This is a genomic window from Reticulibacter mediterranei (assembly GCF_016587455.1).
On record NZ_BNJK01000002.1, the window covers coordinates 2,130,811 to 2,149,189 of the forward strand.

Sequence of the window (18,379 nt, forward strand, 5' to 3'; positions counted from 1 at the left end):
CATTCCCTCACAATTCTATCATCGAAACAGCTTTCGCGATAATCGCTGATAGTCAGCAGTATATGTAGAGGCTGTATTTAAGGAAGGGAGAAAGCACATAGCCCGCCTGCCCACCCTGAAACTATTGATTGATATGAATGAATGGAAAACCTGCACAGAAATATGGTGCTGTTGAGATAAAAGCTTATAGTGCTGGCAATGCCATAGCTTCTGGCTTAGACGACAATAGCCGAAAGTGCCGCCTGGTCTTTCTCATAAAAGTGTTGTTTATTATACAGCTTTTTTCGAAGAAATACCAGTACAGAATATTATGCTAAATATGTATTTGCTTGGGAAACATTGAACTGATCATTAAATTTTATCTCGACAGTATAGTCTATGCGAGTGGGATAAATAAATAATTGCTTGAAATCGAAGTACTTCGAGAAAAGCACTTGACAGGCGATGAATGTTTATGTATCCTCTCAAGAGAGGAGAGGCTGTGCGCGGGTCTTCTTCGCCGTTGCGATTATTGGCGAGTGAACCCCTGCTTACTAATAGAAAGGGCAAGCATATGAAGAATCGACAGACGAACATAGGTCAATCTGAGACAGGTATGGGTCGCGCTTATGTGGTCACGGGAGGAGGACGTGGCATCGGTAGAGCGGTTGTCGAGCAGCTCCTGGAAGATGTTTCTTGTACTGTGGTTGCGATTGAGCGTGATTCTGACGCGCTGGCCTGGGTGAACGAACATCCAGCAGGTGGACGTGTGATCGCTGTGGTTGGCGATGCCTCCGACGAGAATGTTGTGGAGCATGCGGCGGATCTTGCCCAGGGTGCAGGTTTCTTTGCTGGCTGGGTCAACAATGCCGCAGTGTTTCGGGATGCGTCGCTCCATTCAACCTCCGCACACACAATGCTAGATCTGATCTCGTTGAATCTTTCTCTGGTGCTTGTCGGGTGCCGAACGGCGATTCGTCGCTTCCTTGCGGCGGGAACACAGGGGGCAATTGTGAACCTCTCCTCGTATCAGGCGCGACAGGCCGTTGTTGGTTGCACCCCATATGTGACTGCGAAGGCTGCTATCGAAGGGCTGACGCGAGCGCTTGCCGTTGAGTATGGCCCATGTGGGATTCGCGTCAACGCTGTTGCGCCCGGTTCGGTAGAGACGGAGCGCTACGAGGAGTTGCTGCGACAAAAGGGGCCGGAGGAAGCTGCACGAATCGAGCAGGAGATGCATCTGTTGCATCCGCTGGGCAGGGTTGCCCGTGCGCAGGAGGTCGCCGCGTCTATTGGATATCTCCTCTCAGAGGACGCAAGTTTCATCAACGGCGCGACGATACCTGTTGACGGTGGGAGATCTGCGCTTGCACTTGATCCAGAGTCGCTCCAGGGGATATGAAGGCCGTGCTTCGTTTCAGCTCGTCCCACGTAGGATCAACTCCAATCCCAGCGCTACCTCACGAACCGTGCCAGGCTGGTCAAGTTGTTGGAGGAGGCGCTCCATTGCGGCCCGACCCGATTCCTCCAGAGGCTGGCGTACCGTTGTGAGATTCAGGGCTTCAGCCAGTTCTCCGTCATCGAAACCAACGATAGCCACGCCGCCTGGAACGGCGAGGCCCAGATCGTGTGCAGCTTTCAGCGCCCCGGCTGCGAGCGTGTCGGAGCTAGCGAAAATGGCGGTTGGGTGTTGTTCTATTGATAACAGGTGCCTGGCAGCTTCAAAGGCAGGGCCGATGCCGTGTGCTGTGAAGCGCACATTGTTTTCCGAGAGGGGATAGCCCGCTTCCGACAGAGCAGCCCGGTAGCCAGCGAGCCGTTGTTGTGCTGGTGAGACATACAGGAGAGATTGTTGGGTTTCACCCAGGAAGCTAAAGCGGTGATGTCCGCGAGCCACGAGATGTTCAGCGACGAGCCGACCGCCTGTGGAGTCGGATGTGGAAACGGAGTCGAAGCCGGAATAGTGGGTATCGATCAACACGGTGGGGAGCCGCAGGTCTGTGAGGCGTCTGGCGGCAGCCTCGTCCAGTGGCAAGCTCACGACGATGAGACCATCCAGTCGTCCGGTGATAGGCAGGCTGGAGAGCAGCGGTGAAGTAGTTTGTGCTGCCGACTCCTGATCGAACAGGACGATTTCCTGCTCGTGCTGACTGCCAGCGTGGAGTATTCCGTTCAGGCGTCGCGCTACGGATGGGTATGAGGTATATGGTGCGATGACACCAACCCGTCCTACTCCCCGGCGCGCTCTGGCAACCGCCTCTGGCTTAGGAACAAAGCCGAGCGCATCAACGGCCTCTAATACCTTGCGCCTCGTCTCTGTGCTGACCCGCGTTGGAGCGTTCAGCGCGAGTGAGACCGTAGAGATGCTGACCCCGGCCAGGGTAGCGACATCGTAGATAGTTTTTGATCTGGGCACGGTACGCTTCTCCTCTCGTTCTATCTATGCCTATCCTACTGGCGCGTCCATGCCCTGTCAAGCTCTTTTGTCGAAGTACTTTGACTGGAGGCCGGCACATCGATCCGCTCCTGCTTGTGAGAATTCATTATCACTTGACGACGATATCATTTGTGCATCCGGCAAATGTTTTGGGCAGAGAGACGGCTATCCCCATCCGTAGCGACAAAGGAGTGGCAGGGCTGGGGCTGTGGGGGCCTTGCGCTTGTCGCCGTTGGGTCGCTGGGATCGGGAAACAGACAAACGGCGGTGAAGAAACAGAGGATGTTGGATCTCCCCCCATCCGTAGCGACAAACGGTGTGGCGAGAGCGACAAGCGCAAGGCCCCCACAGCCCCTCCACGCCTCCCCTTTGTCGCTACGGAAAACCCAACATTCTCTGCACCTACAGCCATTCCTGCCGGATGCACCAATCATGGATTATCAAGATGTTGCATGGGTTTCGTAATAATTTGTGTGGACATTGAGGGCAAAGCGATGCCCTGGTCTCGATATGGGAGCCAGGGCGATACAGTGACTTATCCTAAATTTAATCAGGGAAGATTCCAAGTTCTACCCCCAGGTTGTCAATATATGGACTTTTCACCCCACTTTGTACCAAATCAGCATGCAGATTTTTGATATTCTCTTCTTCTGTCTTTGAATGCATGGCCTTAGCATTGGCTAAGGCTAGTTTCGCGGTATGCACGCACCCTTCTATATCATGCTCTGCCAAGTACAAACGTGCCTCCGTTTCCTGAAAGCAGACTTGCCACATAGCAAGATTAGGAGGAAGTATAGATGACGCGGTTTTGAGCTTGTTACGTACCTCTTTGGCGTTCTCACTACTAATTTTTTTGCCGTCTTTTGTGCCGAATTGGAGTAGTACCTTTGCCTTCTCATGATTAACCGCTGCAAGATTGAAACGCATAAAGCTTGCGTCTGGCTCCACTTGCCCTTTATAAAGCATGACAGTAGCCTGGTCTTGCCACTTTCGGCATTGACTTTGTAGGGAGGGATCATGAAGAGCAAAAGGCGCATTGATGTTTGCTGACTCGAGGTAAATATTCCCCTTGAGCGGGCCGTTCGGGATTTTCCCTAGATACTTCTGCGCTTGAGCGATTGCTGTTTGAGCAGCTTTAAGCGATTTTGAATCATTGGTAGACTCATATTGCTGATCGTAGGTGCATGCAGCGTGAACATGTGACGCTGCCAATAGTTCGGGGTCATTCAACTCTGTCGCCAGCGTGATAGCTTTTTGGGCATGTTTTGATGCGTCATGCGCGTCTAATAAAATCTGCTGTTTCATACGTGTGGAAAGTTGATAAAATCGGCACAAGAGCATCATCCAGGCTTCCTTGTCGCTGGATCGTGCATGTCTGGCAATAGCTTCTAGCTTTCTTAATCGGCGATCCACCCGGTAAACAATATCTAGAGATCCGCCATTATAAATGTACTCATTGCCCATGACAAGTACATCTTCATAGACATAGAAAGCATCTTTTTCGATCATCTCTTGTAGCGATGAGATGGGGTCTTGATATGCTCCATGTGGATCATCAGAAACTTGGTGCCAATCCAATCCTAAAAGAGCAACTGGGATCTTGAGCATCTTAGCGAGGAAGATACGGCGTCCTGTATCGTTTGTCATGATGGCCGTTTCCCATTCCTGGACAGTGCGCTTTTCGACACCACACGCGATAGCAAAAGCATCCTGTGTGCTGTAGCGCCTTTGGCGATAGTACGAGATGACTTTTCCCATATGCGGTAAATTGTACATACCCGCTGGAAAATTTCCATAACGAGACCACCAATAGTATACCATTACTGCCTGCCTCTCTTCCTTTGTTGGTCGTTACTTCTATCATACTCCTTTTTATTGCCTGTAACATGACAAATCTTTCATTTCTTGCTGAACTACTTTTGTGACTCACAAAAGTAGTTCGTCTCTTTTCCATTACACATCAAGTATTATCCGTAGTGGGTCTTGTCGTTTCGCGTGGGTGCAGAGCGACAAGGCAGGCGATGTCTTTCGGGTTTTCCATCGACCTCTCCACAGATATCACCAATCCGCAAGGCACAGCCGGGGCGTCGCGCCACTCTTCTGTCTTGCCCGTCGCTCTGGCTGGATTTTTCAAGCGCTTGCTTGCGCACCATCATGTTTCTCTATGGAGACAAAGGAGGATCAGTAGTATGACAGACAACCCTGGTGAGGTGGCGCGTATCCTCGCTCACACCAAGGCCGAACATATCGCCGCACAACGAGGTCTCTCCGCCATCAAAGATGGGGTAGCACCCCACAAACCCGGGCTGATCGATTTGCTGAATACACACTCTGTCAATACGGTCTTCCTTGCCCGTGCCGCTCGTCTCCCAATAGTAACGGTGCGCGCGATGGCGCTGCAAGGGAAGCCCGTGCAACCAGTGGTCGCCATGCAAGTCCTCTACGGATTGTGGGTACTCACTGGTCAACGATATCTGCTGACGGATGTCAATATTTCCGTACTGCCATACAACGAAACGTCGGAGTGAATAATGGAAAGGAGGATGAACATGGAGAGATTTATCGCGGTGGGGTGGCCTGTGGTGTGGTTTTACCACCGCGATAAATCGCTCCACTACGACTTCAAAATAAGATACCAATCGTCTGCAAAAAATCATTCATTCCTGAGAATTGAAAGATATTCCGGACTCTCTGTATCAATGTTTGATTCTCTGGAGAAGTCGGGCGATCTGATACATAGAGGATACCAGGAGCATGTATATATCTCAAATTGAGAATATGTTGTTTGGCATCTTCAGGCATAGAAGGCAAATGGGTGTTAAGGATTTCGCGCATCTCCTTTTGATTGGTATCCCGAAAAGCATTGACATCATTATAATTGCGAGTGTCGAAATACTTTTGCAGGAAATGTTTCTTCTCCGAATTTTCTGGGAATGCTTCAATGAGATCGAAGAGTGTATTTCTTGCCTCTTGATACTTCGGAAAGGCTTCTGAAGCCTGTAAAGGAAATCCATGAAGCAATCCTCTCTGGATGTCCAGGTGTTCCGGTTGTTGGGTTACTGGTTGTCGCCCTAATTCTGAAAGATATGAAGATATGGAAGATGCACTGTCATACGTTGGGAAATAGTAGGGATGGGCCTTTAGAACCTTATCGACGTTTTTTTCTGAAAAAATTCTCAAACCATAACCCATAGGGCGGAGATCTAACACAGAAAGATCATCTTTTGCATTACGAAGGATCATATCCACCATTTGTTCATCATGAATTTCATGGCGATATATCGTCATGAGCGGTTTTACGCCAAGAAAGACTGCCTGGAGTTCTTTCCCCAAAGTTGTTTGAGTTAAGAAACGTTTCCAGTGGACATCACCATCGCGATATGATCGCTCAAAGCGCCGAAATCCTTCCTGTGCTGCTGTGAGCCATGACTGAGTATTTTCGCCTTCGTTCAGCTCGTGCTGTCCCGGTTGATGATCAGGAGACTCATACAAACTTCGTCGAAAGCGCTCGGCTGCTTCAGGCGAGTTGGAAGGGCTACGGTTCGTCCGTTCCATGCTTCCCTCAGGAGGTTGAAATCTGTTCTTTCTAAGGCTTCCGTCCATACTCGTTTTATTGCATACTAGTCCCCAGATAGATTCTAGATAATTTTACTATTGCATCAGCTTTTAATAAGATTTGCGTGTTTTACTATTGATAGATGGCGATTCCCTATCATAGACAGTTTTTGATCTGGGCACGGTACGCTTCTCCTCTCGTTCTATCTATGTCTATCCTACTGGCGCATCCATGCCCTGTCAAGCCTCTTTTGTCGAATGGAGCTGGCACATCGATCCGCTCCTGCCTTATAGATAGAAGCAATAGGGAGCCATCTGATCCCTATTGCTTGTTGCTTATGCTCGATTCACGCGATAAACTCTCTGGCGAAACGGCGAACGTCATCCTCCCGGGTCACGTCCAGGAAGTAGAGTACCAGCTCCTGGATGCCAGCCGCCTCATAAGCGGCGAGACGTTGACGAATGGTTTCAATGGTGCCAACGAGTCCATATGACGCGACATCTCCAGGGAAAACGCTCTCTGCCCATCCTGGGATCAGATTTCTGGCCTGTTCATCTGTATCGCCAATGATACAGAGCGTGAGGGCCGAACGATGAATACTCTCGTAGTCTCGTCCAACGGCCTTACAATGTTGTTTGAGTACTGCTAACTTGTGCTCCAGCGTGGCAAGGTTGCCCTGTAGATTACAGATATCGCCATATTGCGCCACCAGCTTGAGCGTCACCTGTTCACCGCTTCCGCCGATCATCAAAGGAATATGTGGCTGTTGCACCCCTTTGGGCTGATTGATCGCGCCCCGAACCTGGTAATATTTCCCTTCAAATGTAACTTCCTCCTCTTTCCACATAGCCAGAATGATCTGCACCGCTTCTTGCAACTGGCGCAGGCGTTCAGGTCCATCAGGAAACTCGTAGCCATAGGCGCGATAGTCGGGTTCGTACCAGCCAGCTCCGATACCAAAGGTGAGTCGTCCATTCGAGAGGACATCGAGAGTTGAAGCCATCTTTGCCTGTAATGCGGGGTTGCGGTAATTATTTCCTGTCACCAATTGCCCAATGCGCGCCCGCTTCGTATCACGTGCCACCGCTGCTGCCAATGTCCAACACTCAAAGAGCATTGCTTGCGATGGAGGAGCCGTAGTCAGATGATCCGGGAGCCAGATCGTATCATAACCGGACTGATCAGCTAGTTGCGCCAGGTGAGTCAGCGTTTCATACGCTTCCACCGGGTTCTTGATGCCAGCCAGTTCTTGCGTAAATCCCAGGGGAAGGTAGAAACCATATTTGAGAGACATCTTTACCTCGTTCTTTGCTAACGCGAGAGCCGTATTCAGCAGGCTGTTTTTCAAAATGCATGTTCACGGCACGGCTCTTGCGCTGTTCAGTGATCTTCTCGATGGGCAAAGTATATCCTTGAACGTTGAAGTAATCTATGCTATATTATCCTGAATAATTGTCTGATCGTCTCGAAAGGGGAGAATGGCATGGATGTACTTACAGATGTGCTCAATGCACTTGAACTAACAGGATGGATCTCTGCGCGTAGGGAGTTGACACCTCCCTGGCGCTATGACTTTGCAGCCAGTCAAGATATGATCTTTCATCTGCTCGGCTCCGGGAGCGGCTATCTCTCTTTCGCAGATGACCCGACGCCTCTGCGAGTCGAAGGAGGATCTGTCCTGCTCTTCCCCTTCGGGAACGCTCACTCGATCTGTGACGAACTGACCTCCCCTCTGAAGCAAGTCCTGCATGTGGACTATGACGGTCAACGCGAGTATCAAGGCTTTGCAAGTGCGCCCGATGAGTCAAAGATGAGTGTCCTCTGTGGCGCGTTCCATCTAGAGCGTCCCGGCGCTTTTCCCATGCTCTCCAGCTTGCCAAAGGTTATTTATATTCCCGCAGAGCAGGGTTGTACAGTGCCGGGCTTTGCCGAGATTGTGCATTTGATCGCACGTGAAGCGGCCACGCCTCGGCTCGGTACGCAAGTGATGCTCAGGCGATTAACCGAATTGCTCTTCATTCACGTGATCCGAGCCTGGGTTGAGCAACAATCGGCATCTTCTCAGGGATGGGTAGCGGCGCTACGCGATCCGTCTATCAGTACAGCTCTTGGCCTGATTCATCAATCGCCCGAACAGCGGTGGACGGTCGAGGAGCTGGCAGAGGCGGTGGCCCTTTCCCGCTCGGTATTCTCTGCTCGCTTTACCCAGCTTGTGGGGGAGCCTCCTATCACGTATCTCACTCGTTGGCGCATGAGCAGAGCAACACGCTTGCTCAGGGACAACATCGGAGTAGAAAAAATCGCAGAGTTGCTCGGTTATGAATCGGCGGTAGCCTTTCACAAAGCCTTCAAGCGAGAAGTCGGCATGACCCCGGCCAGGTATCGCAAGCTCGGATAACCATCGTTTATTGCAGTGTCAATCGGTGCAGCCTTAGAGAACCTTGACAAAGCAAGCGAGCATCATTATAATTTCAAAAAAATGTGATAGTTTTTCTGTATGTTGGTACACTATACTGGTAAGACAGTTTCTGATAGATTTCCTTCGATTTCTTGATGATGCAAGCTGCCAAAGCATATGCTCCCCAACATGTCTAGTTCCACGGATATTCGATGCTGACTGTTCGTGTTTCTCTATGGTAGAGGATGAAGGATAGGAAGTTATGAGCGATCAGTCACCCCTGAAACATCTTTTGACCATCCCTTATGATGAGCTGGAAGAGTTAAATCTCGCGGCGAGGGAAAAACGTGATACAGTTTCCGCTGAGGAACAGGAGCAGGAATATCGAGCATATCTGGAGAAGGAAAAGCATGTAAAAGCGGTGACGCTTTGTTTTTCCGACCTTGAAGGTCGTTTCCATATGCTGGATTATGACAAGAAATTTCTGCTTGCTTCGGCTGATAACCTGACGTTTGATGGTTCTTCCATTCGTGGATTTACCTCGCAGCATGAATCAGACCTGCGTTTACAGGTTGATTGGACGAGCTTTTTATGGCTTCCAGCAGATCTCTTCGGGGCAGGAAAGGTGATGCTATTTGCTAATGTCCTCAATCGAAGTGGAGGTCAGTATGAATCTGACTTTAGAGGATTGCTTCAGCAATATTTGCGCGAACTGGACCGCCAGGAAGGATTGACTGCGTATGTCTCAGCAGAAGTAGAGGGGATTGTTGTTGAGGGAAGCAATGCAGAGCAGCGGTTTGACGAGAATACGGGCTTCCAGATGATCTCACGTGGGGGCTATTTCCATTCACTGCCCAGAGATCCGTTGCGCCAATTTATCGATACCGCAGCAGGGGTACAGCGAGCGATGGGGTTCAAAAATGAAAAGGACCATCCAGAGGTAGCTCCGTCGCAGTTTGAAATGAACTTTTCCTATACCCATGCCCTCCGTACGGCTGATCTGATTCAACTGTACAAGCTGATCTGCCGACAGGTTGCCAATACGCTGGGAATGACCGCCACCTTCCTGCCGAAACCGGTTATGGGGATTAACGGAAGCGGTATGCATACAAACATATCTCTGGCAAAGCATGGTAAAAATATCTTTTACGATAGAGACGGGGAAGAATATCTCTCGACTCAGGCACGAGATTTCATTGCTCGTATCCTCAACCATGCCCAGGAGATGTGTCTGGTCTTGAATACCAGCGTGAATGCCTATCGTCGGCTTGATCCCCATTTTGAGGCACCAAACCAGATTCAGGTATCACCGATTGACAGAGGATCAATGATTCGTATCCCGGTAGGAAATGAAAAAACGGCCCGAATCGAAGTTCGCTCTGTTGCACCAGATGCCAATCCCTATCTTCTTCTGTACACGCTGTTGCAGACAGGATTGAATGGAGATCCCTTGTCTGGTCAGCATGAGGGAAGCGAGCACGTACGGCTCTTGCCAGGAACCATTCAAGAGGCAATAGAGTACTTTGAAGGAAGTCATCTGATGAGAAGAGTTCTGGGTGAGACAAACGTTGAGAAATATCTCTCTTATAAGCAGATGGCAGCTGATCGAAGTCCCAGAGCTTTGGGAACGCAGATTAAAACTTCGGAGATTATTTATCACCATGAAGTCACAAACCAGGCTTTATGGAACATGTTCTAATTTGCGGTTGAGCATGAATTCCAAATCATAGCCGGAGTCAGCCATGAAAGCGCTGCAATCATCCTTTACTTCGCTGGATGTTTTGCAAGCGCTTTCATGAATTCTCCACACAATATCTGCATCGCATTTCATGGTTTTGCCGCTCGCCGGGCGGCTGCAGGTATGATAAGATAAAACTGATAAACGATGCAGAGGATTGATTCTCCGATCTCTGAACTGTATACTATGCAGTAGGCATGTGACCATGCACTTTGCTCCGTATGTTTGATCTGCTTGATAAAGCTGCCCTTCTGCCGTAGTCGAGCGATTGATCGCGGGGGAATCACACCACAAGTTTTCCGCGATCAATCGCTCGACTGCGACGAGATATCTAGTTGCAAGCGTTTGCAAACGTGATGAGAGAAGGCAACATGCCTGACCAATAGCAGCGGAAGGATACGCTGCTGAGTGCCCGGTGCAGGACGCGCCGGGGAAGATTGGCGCTATAGTATGTAGCGCGTTGAAAAGGAGTTCATTATGTCTTTGCGCAGTTCTCCCAGATTTCTTCGTTCTCTTGTTGCAAGTCTCTTGATGTTGGGACTGCTTGCTGTCACCGCCTGGACTGTACAACTGCCTCCATCGACGGCTCGTGCAGCCTCGGCCTCGTTGGTCCAGGTGACAAATTTTGGCACAAACCCCACCGGATTGCAGATGTGGTTGTACGTTCCAACCAGTGTCAAGCCACACTCGCCGATTCTGTTAGCGCTGCATTATTGTACCGGCACCGGGCCAGCCTTCTTCTCGGGTACTGAATTTGCCAACCTCGCAGATCAGTATGGTTTTATCGTTATCTTCCCATCGGTGACTCGCAGCGGGCAGTGTTGGGATGTATACTCGAACCAGGGTCTGGCCCGCAATGGTGGCAGCGACAATACGGGACTCATCTCGATGATCACCTACGTCGAGCAGCACAACAATGGCGACCCGAACAATGTCTATGTCACCGGAGCCTCTTCCGGTGCCATGATGACTAACGTCATGCTGGCCGAGTACCCGGATGTGTTCAAAGCGGGATCAGCTTTTATGGGCGTACCATATCATTGCTTCGCTACCGGTGCAGCCTCCGCTACCAGCGGGTCAACATGGAACAGTGCCTGTGCCAATGGCCAGACAAGTATGACCCCGCAGCAATGGGGAGATCTCGTACGGGCAGCTGATCCCGGTTACACTGGTGCGCGACCGCGCATGCAGCTCTGGCACGGCACCGCCGACACCACACTAAACTATGCGAATTTTGGGGAAGAAATCAAGCAGTGGACTGATGTTCTGGGTGTCAGTCAGACTCCGTCCTTCACCGATAGTCCGCAATCAGGCTGGACCCGCACCCGCTACGGCAGCACTGGGATTGGCGCGCCAGTTGAGGGGATCAGCGTCCAGGGGGTGGGGCATTCCCTCCCATTGAGTGGGATGGCGACGTATGCGATCCAGTTCATGGGGCTGAATGGTACTTCGGTCTCCACTCCCACACCAACGGTTGGTACAACTCCAACTGCTACGGTTGGCACGACGCCAACGCCAACAGCCACTGCGGGCGGGAGCACATGCAGCGTGCATTACGCCGTGAGCAGTCAGTGGTCAGGTGGCTTTGGAGCCAGCGTAACTATCAATAATACCGGCACCAGCACTATCAATAGCTGGACCTTGAAATGGACGTTCCCCAATGGGCAAACGATCACCCAGATCTGGAACGCCAGCGGCACACAGTCGGGAAGCACCGTCACCGCAACCAATCTCTCCTATAATGGGACGATTGCGTCAGGTGGCAGTACTAACTTTGGCTTCAACGGTGCCTGGAACGGGAGTAATACCGATCCGTCTGCGTTTACCTTGAATGGTGTAAGCTGTACCGTTGCTTAACGCCAGCTAGCAGTCCCCTTGACAGCATTCTCTGCATCTTGTACACTGTCACTAGCTGGTGACTGTCACTAATTGGTGACAACATACAAGATGCAGGAGAGGCGCATGTCTGAAGCAGAAAAAAAGCGGGGAGAGATCAGCCGTGATGCGATTCTGGAGGCGGCGGAGATCGTCTTCGCGGAGCATGGCTTTGATGGTGCGCGGGTTGATATCATCGCGCACCTCTCCGGTTATGATAAAAAATTGCTCTTTCGCTACTATGGAGATAAGCTGGGCCTCTACGCCGAGGTGCTCAAACGCGCAGAGCAGGAAGCCCATGCACTTATGGCGGTCGCCTTTGCCCCTTTGCTAGAAGACACGGGCGCGCCCACCCAGGCGCACCAATGGAGGCACTTCCTCACTACTATGGTGCAAACCCTGTTCGATTATCTGCTCGCGCATCCGCGCTTCATGCGCATGTTGACCTGGGAGATGGCCGAAGGCTGGCAGACTTTCACGAAGATTGCCGAGCGCTTCCCACCCGAGTATACGGACCAGTTCGAGATACTGTTTCAGAAGGCTCGCAAAGCCGGACTGCTCCGCTCAGATTTCTTGCCTGTTATCCAGTTTACAATGCTTTTGCAGCTATGCCAGGTGTACCTGCTCTCACTTCCCCTCTACCAGACCTTACTTCCTGATGTGGATCTTTCCTCTACGAGCGCGTTGGCACAGGCACGGGACTACCTGACAGATTTTGTTGTGGCAGGAATCATGGGAAGATTCGAGGACTGAGAAAGGAAGGGCAGGGAGTGGGCGAAATTGTTCATGAACAAGCTACCAACAGAGATCAAGGAAAGGAATCGTTATGGTTGATATCAGGTTCATGCTGAATGTGATCATGAAAAAGAGGCAGTTTACCTCACAGGATAGCTGGAACCGTCAGCAGTTGGAAGCACACCAGAAACGCATGATACATAGCTTGCGTCAGCACGCCTATGAGCACTCGCCCTTCTACCAGCGTTTCCACGCCGGGTTTTATGACGCTCCATTGGATCAACTGCCAGCGCTTACCAAAGCTCAGATGATGGAGCAGTTTGATAGCCTCGTCACTGATAAAGCTGTACATCTTGCGGACATCGAGAAGTATATGCAAGATGAGGAGAGGAGCCAATCTTTTCTCGGACGCTATGTGATCAATGCCACTTCTGGAAGTAGTGGGCATCCCGCTGTGGTGCTCTGGAGCAAGGACGAGTGGGCGGCGATAATGGGGGCCGCTTTCGCACGCACCCCCATGCCATTCAGTCTCTTCCACAAAAGGAAAATGGCCCAGATCGCTTCGACGACCACCTTCCACATGTCGTCTCAAGGAGGAACATCCTCTCAGAACCTGCTTCTGCCGACGTTATTGCTGGCTGCGACTGAACCTTTGGAGAGTATGGTGGGCCGTCTGAACGACTGGCAGCCAGACCTGTTGATTGTTTACGCATCGATGGGACGCATCCTGGCTGATGAACAACTGACCGGGCGTCTCAAGATCGCCCCACAGACGGTGATGGTCGGCTCTGAAGTGTTGACCGCAGAGACGCGGCGGCGCATCGAGCAGGCGTGGGGGCAGCGCATCTTTAACAACTATGCTACGACCGAGGTAGGTGGAATCGCGATTGAGTGCGACCAGCATTGCGGAATGCATGTGATGGAAGACCTGTTGCTGGTCGAGAATGTGGACAAGAATAATCAGCCAGTCCCTCCCGGAGTCTTTGGCGACCGGCTCCTGGTCACGCCTTTCTACAAATGCACGCAACCGTTGATACGCTATGTGGTAGAAGATCGTGTGCGTTTCTCCAGCCAACCATGCCCATGTGGGAGACCCTTCAGACTCATCGACGCCATTGAGGGCAGACTTCAGGAAGTGCTCACTTTCCCCGGAGCAGGCGGTGGCGAGATATCCATTCACCCTCTCCTCTTCCACAACCTCTTAGACACGCTTCCGGTCAGTGGATGGCAGGTAGTGCAGGAGACAAATAGACTGCACGTTCTTCTGGCACGTGTGTATGGCATGCTCGATGACTTTCAGGTTGAGAGTCAGGTCGAGAGCGCATTGATGGCCCAGAAAGCGGTGGTTCCACCAATTCAGGTGCAACGGGTCGATACCATTCCTCAAACTATTGCTGGCAAAACCCCCTTAGTGAAATCCAATATATGAATTACCAGGCCTGAAGTGAAAGGGGAGCGGAGATGCGAAAGCTCTCTTCCCCCTATCTCTGGGGAGCTTCTGGGGACATGGCAGAGTGAAAGAACTCCCCAGGCAACGATTGCTTTGAATCGCACTTTCTGCCTTTTGCTCCTTAAATAGACGAATGTTTTTATCAAAAATGTGAGATTATCAGAACAAATAGAATTATATAACCCATCCACAAAAAGCAATGAATCTCTACGTTTGTCTTGTATAAAATTTGATATATACCACATAGGATAGCAGGAGGATTTTCAAGGGAAAGTTTTCTTCATTGTCACACGTTCTTACCTGGTGAGTCTATCGGCATTTGTAGTGCATTTTTTTGGGATTCGTATGTTTTTATGCCTATCCATCAGCAGGCCAGTCTTGCCGTCTAGACGAGCAGACAACTTGCAGAGAGGTTATCCGTTATGAAAAGGAGCACAGGAATGGAACTCGTGCGGAGCAGTGCCCCAATACATAGTGTGCTGCATCCAATTACAGCGTTCTCCACACGCGCTCTCATCGTTGTTGGTGTGCTTGCCTTCAGTCTGATGACAGCATGCAGCCCACAGCCTCCTGGCGTCGATCCGCAGCCAGGATCGTCAAACAAGACCCCGGCTGCCTCACCCACCGTTCCCTCTGATCTGGCGAAATACCTGCAACACAACCTCATTGTCAATGGCGATGCCGAAGTGGGATCGGCAGGAGATCCTGATGGAACCGCTGAGCAGCAAGTCGTCAAAGAGTTGCCAGGCTGGACACGGCAGGGAACGTTGACGGTGTTCCCCTATGTGGCTGGTCAGACGATAGGTGCAGTGGGTGAGGGTGATCCCAGGCCGGATGATCACGGGAAGAATTACTTTACCGGAGGGCCAGATGGAGGCCCGGATGCCCTGGCGACGGCGACGCAGAGCATCGATCTTACCCCGCTGGCTCTCGTAGTGGACACGGGCAAGCTCTCCTATACGCTCTCTGGCTATCTGGGAAGCTGGGGCACCTTTTCAAACCAGGCTGAGATCTCGGTGCAGTTTCAGGACGCCAGCCATAAAGATCTGGGTAGCCCGGCTCACATTGGGCCTGTGACAAGCGGTAATAATCATCAGTCAGACCAGGCGACAGGCTTATGGAAGCGCACCACAAGCAACCAGATCCCCGCTGGAACGCGCTATGCTGTGGTTACACTCACCATCTCAGTTGATCCCAATGTCCGTGTCGCTGCTAACAACAGCGCCAATAGCGGCTTCGCTGATAGCATCTCGTTTATGCTGAAATCGTAGCCCTGGGCATACTGGATGGGTGTACGTGCGATAGGAGGTTTTGTCCACCTCCTATCAATTATGTCATAGTGTCAAATAAATCAAGCTGAATATTGCCATTATGTCCAACTTGGCAATAACGAACCTGGTGATTCCTGTTTCGTAGTCGCGCGATAAATCGCGCTCGTAGCCATCAACGCAGGTAGAAAGCGGGCTGAGCGCGATTTATCGCGCGACTACGAAACGGGGAGGATTCCCTGTTTTGGTTGTTACATTTCATCGTCGAATAATAGCAATAATGTCACAAAAAATGAAGACAAATGTGTAATATTGACAAAAAAAGAATTTTAATGTTAGGCTTGAAAGAAACATAATGTAAAGAAGAGGTATGACTTATGGATGATCTCAATTCAGGGCGAGAAGAATTGCTCGATATTCCTGCTGTAGCAAAGCTATTACATGTCAGTCCGAGAACGGTCTATCGCATGATAGCAAAAGGCGATGGAGAACTTCGGGCAATCAAGATAGGAAGGCGCTGGAAATTCCGCGCAGACGAGGTGGAAAGCTATCTGCTGCAAAGAAACGCTCATTCAGCGGATGATCTTCAGAAGCTTGAGCAAATAACGAAAAGCAATGGCGTGCGGAGCCGGTCAAAGAGTGCCGATGAGAAGCGCAATGCTGAAACGTCGCTGGATGAGCAAGAGAGTGAGCGAGAAAGAAGACAGGCGCAACTCGATCTGGATATCAAAAAGCAAACGCTCGAATTGCAGGAAAAACATCTGGAGATCGAACAGAAGCGTATTGATTATGCCCTTCAGACAGCGAACAAAATGATCACAATGCTCTATCCTGGCATGAATCTTGATGGGCAACAAAAAGACTTGCTTTTACAGGCACTCACGCAAAATCTTTTACAGCTAGGGAATAGCGCAGAACTTCAACTCACTTTTCCCGTAGCGAGAAACAGCTATCTACAGCAATCTGAAGATATTCTCACTATTTATGAGAAGATAATTAGCCTGAATGCTAACAATGTTCCGGGGTATCTCGGCAAAGGGATCATTCTTTCCAGTTTGCGGCGCTACGAGGAAGCGCTAGCAGCTTACGAACAGGCAATTCGCCTTGACCCAAATAATGCTGATACCCATATAAGTAAGGCCGATGTATTACACAGCCTGCGGCGCTACGAGGAAGCGCTGGCAGCTTACGAACAGGCGATTCGCCTTGATCCAAATAACATTCATGCCCACAAAGGGAAGGCTGATGCATTACATAGCTTGCAACGCTATGAAAAAGCGCTGAGCGCCTACGAACAGGTTTTGCGCCTTGATCCAAACAACATTTATCTTTATAAGGGCAAGGCCGATGCATTACATAGCTTGCAGCGTTATGAGGAAGCGCTGACCACCTATAAGCAAGTGCTCTGTCTCGACTCCAATTACGCATATGCCTACAAGAGCAAAGGGGATACCCTCAATAGTCTGCAACATTATGAAGAGGCTCTGGCAGCTTACGAGCAGGCGATTCGCCTCGATTCTAACTACGCATATGCCCACAAGAGCAAAGGGGATACCCTCGACACTATGGGGCGTCATAACGAAGCTCTTGCAGCCTATGAACAGGCCCATCAACTCGGCTATAGTGGCTAAGGCAGAATTTTTACCTTGTGCTACTTTAGTATGAGAGCAACACAGGAGCAGTTGCCATGATGAAAAGCAACCTTGCCAATATCTACCGAGGCTACATTGCCCGCCTGAATACGCAAGACTGGTCGAAGCTGGAACAGTTTGTTCATGAGGACGTGTCCTACAATGAGCAGCGGATCGGGAGAGAAGGGTATCGCGAGATGCTGGAGAGAGACTTTGATGCCATACCGGATCTGTATTTCGACATTCAACTGCTGATTTCCGATCCGCCTTATCTCGCAAGCCGACTGAGCTTCAACTGCACGCCAAAGGGAACGTTTCTTGGACTCCGTGTCAACGGGAAGAGGGTATCCTTTACCGAGAATGTCTTTTATGCATTTCGGAGCGAGAAGATCTGGCAAGTCTGGTCAGTGATTGATAAGGCAGCCATTGAAGCTCAACTGTAGCGTGATGGCTCACCACAGCAGGCTTGCCAGATCGAGAGACGGCAAGCCTGCTGTGTCCCTGCCTTGTTGGATCATTGCAGAGCCAGCAGCCCATTATGCTCGTGCGTAGCGCATAAGTACAACGCCTGATGGGAGCGGTTTGGATTCGAGCAGGCGTAGAGAAACGTGCAGCCCTTCAGGAAACAGCTTCTTGCCATTGCCGAGGACAACCGGGTACACCCACAGGCTATATTCGTCGATCAGATCGTGCTCGACCAGGATATGAATCAACACGCTGCTGCCATCCATGAGGATGTTCTTGCCAGGTTGTGCTTTCAATGCGCGTACTTCCTCGACAACATTGTTGCTAATCAACGTCGAGTTGCGCCAGGCTGAGGCCGTTGTCAGCGTTGTGGAAACCACGTACTTTGGCATGGCGTTCATGGCATCGCCAAAGGGATCACCGGTTGGCATTGGTTCAAATGCTCCGCCGTGAATCTGCCATGTTTTGCGCCCCAGAAGCAGCGCATCACTCTGGCTCATTGCTTCAAAGAAGTGCGCGCCGATGTCATCGTGCCAGTACTGCCATGTCCACCCGCCGTGCGTGAAGCCCCCCTCGGTATCTTCTTCTGCGCCTCCAGGCGCTTGTATGACATTGTCCAACGACACAAACTCTGATACAACTATCTTCCGCATGTTTCTCTCCATATCGAGCAATAATTTCTTGATTTGTCACAGAATAACTCACCATATCACTGCCACACCAATTGTATGATGCTTCATCCATATCTGAGTTGCGGTTATCTGGCTCGCTCATCATAGCATATGTGAACAGCAAAAACTTCTCCAATCTTGCCCGGGGTAGATGGTTCTTGCAGCAGCCAGCAAGA

At 50.7% G+C, this 18,379-nt stretch carries 15 protein-coding genes; 10 read left to right on the forward strand and 5 right to left on the reverse strand.

The genetic code is table 11. The features are described 5' to 3' along the window. The first annotated feature begins 553 nt into the window (after window positions 1-553). Window positions 554-1,381, forward strand: coding sequence for an SDR family NAD(P)-dependent oxidoreductase (locus tag K3T83_RS48060; RefSeq protein WP_220210267.1), 828 nt, complete (start codon window positions 554-556; stop codon window positions 1,379-1,381). 15 nt (window positions 1,382-1,396) lie between these two features. Here K3T83_RS48060 and K3T83_RS48065 read toward each other — a convergent pair whose 3' ends face one another. Together K3T83_RS48065 and K3T83_RS48070 are read right to left on the reverse strand one after the other, a co-directional pair. Further along, window positions 1,397-2,395, reverse strand: coding sequence for a LacI family DNA-binding transcriptional regulator (locus tag K3T83_RS48065; RefSeq protein WP_220210268.1), 999 nt, complete (start codon window positions 2,393-2,395; stop codon window positions 1,397-1,399). 567 nt (window positions 2,396-2,962) lie between these two features. Continuing rightward, window positions 2,963-4,237, reverse strand: a complete 1,275-nt coding sequence (locus K3T83_RS48070; protein ID WP_220210269.1) for a hypothetical protein — start codon at window positions 4,235-4,237, stop codon at window positions 2,963-2,965. A 368-nt stretch (window positions 4,238-4,605) separates the two neighbouring features. Between K3T83_RS48070 and K3T83_RS48075 the strand changes: the two genes are divergently transcribed. Next, window positions 4,606-4,944 (forward strand): hypothetical protein, encoded by a 339-nt coding sequence (locus K3T83_RS48075; RefSeq protein ID WP_220210270.1) that lies wholly within the window; start codon window positions 4,606-4,608, stop codon window positions 4,942-4,944. Window positions 4,945-5,038: 94 nt separating this feature from the next. On the opposite strand, the gene K3T83_RS48080 is transcribed toward K3T83_RS48075, so the two are convergent. Both K3T83_RS48080 and K3T83_RS48085 read right to left on the reverse strand, forming a co-directional pair. Beyond that, window positions 5,039-5,971 (reverse strand): hypothetical protein, encoded by a 933-nt coding sequence (locus K3T83_RS48080; protein ID WP_220210271.1) that lies wholly within the window; start codon window positions 5,969-5,971, stop codon window positions 5,039-5,041. 347 nt (window positions 5,972-6,318) lie between these two features. Next, a complete protein-coding gene (locus K3T83_RS48085) occupies window positions 6,319-7,266 on the reverse strand; it encodes an LLM class F420-dependent oxidoreductase (RefSeq protein WP_220210272.1) in 948 nt (315 codons plus the stop codon). 189 nt (window positions 7,267-7,455) lie between these two features. On the opposite strand from K3T83_RS48085, the gene K3T83_RS48090 reads away from it, so the two are divergent. From K3T83_RS48090 to K3T83_RS48125, 8 genes are all read left to right on the forward strand, one after another. Then, a complete protein-coding gene (locus K3T83_RS48090) occupies window positions 7,456-8,370 on the forward strand; it encodes an AraC family transcriptional regulator (protein WP_220210273.1) in 915 nt (304 codons plus the stop codon). Window positions 8,371-8,632: 262 nt separating this feature from the next. Further along, window positions 8,633-10,069, forward strand: a complete 1,437-nt coding sequence (locus tag K3T83_RS48095; protein ID WP_220210274.1) for a glutamine synthetase family protein — start codon at window positions 8,633-8,635, stop codon at window positions 10,067-10,069. Window positions 10,070-10,585: 516 nt separating this feature from the next. Further along, window positions 10,586-11,965, forward strand: a complete 1,380-nt coding sequence (locus K3T83_RS48100) for an extracellular catalytic domain type 1 short-chain-length polyhydroxyalkanoate depolymerase (protein WP_220210275.1) — start codon at window positions 10,586-10,588, stop codon at window positions 11,963-11,965. A 105-nt stretch (window positions 11,966-12,070) separates the two neighbouring features. After that, entirely contained in the window at window positions 12,071-12,736 is a 666-nt protein-coding gene (locus tag K3T83_RS48105; protein WP_220210276.1) for a TetR/AcrR family transcriptional regulator, read from the forward strand. A 73-nt stretch (window positions 12,737-12,809) separates the two neighbouring features. Then, window positions 12,810-14,147 (forward strand): phenylacetate--CoA ligase family protein, encoded by a 1,338-nt coding sequence (locus K3T83_RS48110; RefSeq protein ID WP_220210277.1) that lies wholly within the window; start codon window positions 12,810-12,812, stop codon window positions 14,145-14,147. 461 nt (window positions 14,148-14,608) lie between these two features. Next, entirely contained in the window at window positions 14,609-15,439 is an 831-nt protein-coding gene (locus K3T83_RS48115; RefSeq protein WP_220210278.1) for a hypothetical protein, read from the forward strand. A 374-nt stretch (window positions 15,440-15,813) separates the two neighbouring features. Beyond that, entirely contained in the window at window positions 15,814-17,067 is a 1,254-nt protein-coding gene (locus K3T83_RS48120; protein WP_220210279.1) for a helix-turn-helix domain-containing protein, read from the forward strand. A gap of 56 nt (window positions 17,068-17,123) precedes the next feature. Next, window positions 17,124-17,510 carry an ester cyclase gene (locus K3T83_RS48125; RefSeq protein ID WP_220210280.1) on the forward strand — a complete coding sequence of 129 codons (387 nt, stop codon included), beginning with the start codon at window positions 17,124-17,126 and terminating at the stop codon, window positions 17,508-17,510. A 93-nt stretch (window positions 17,511-17,603) separates the two neighbouring features. Here K3T83_RS48125 and K3T83_RS48130 read toward each other — a convergent pair whose 3' ends face one another. Then, window positions 17,604-18,185: a dihydrofolate reductase family protein gene (locus tag K3T83_RS48130; RefSeq protein ID WP_220210281.1), complete on the reverse strand. Its 582-nt coding sequence runs from the start codon at window positions 18,183-18,185 to the stop codon at window positions 17,604-17,606. Between the last annotated feature and the right edge of the window lie 194 nt (window positions 18,186-18,379).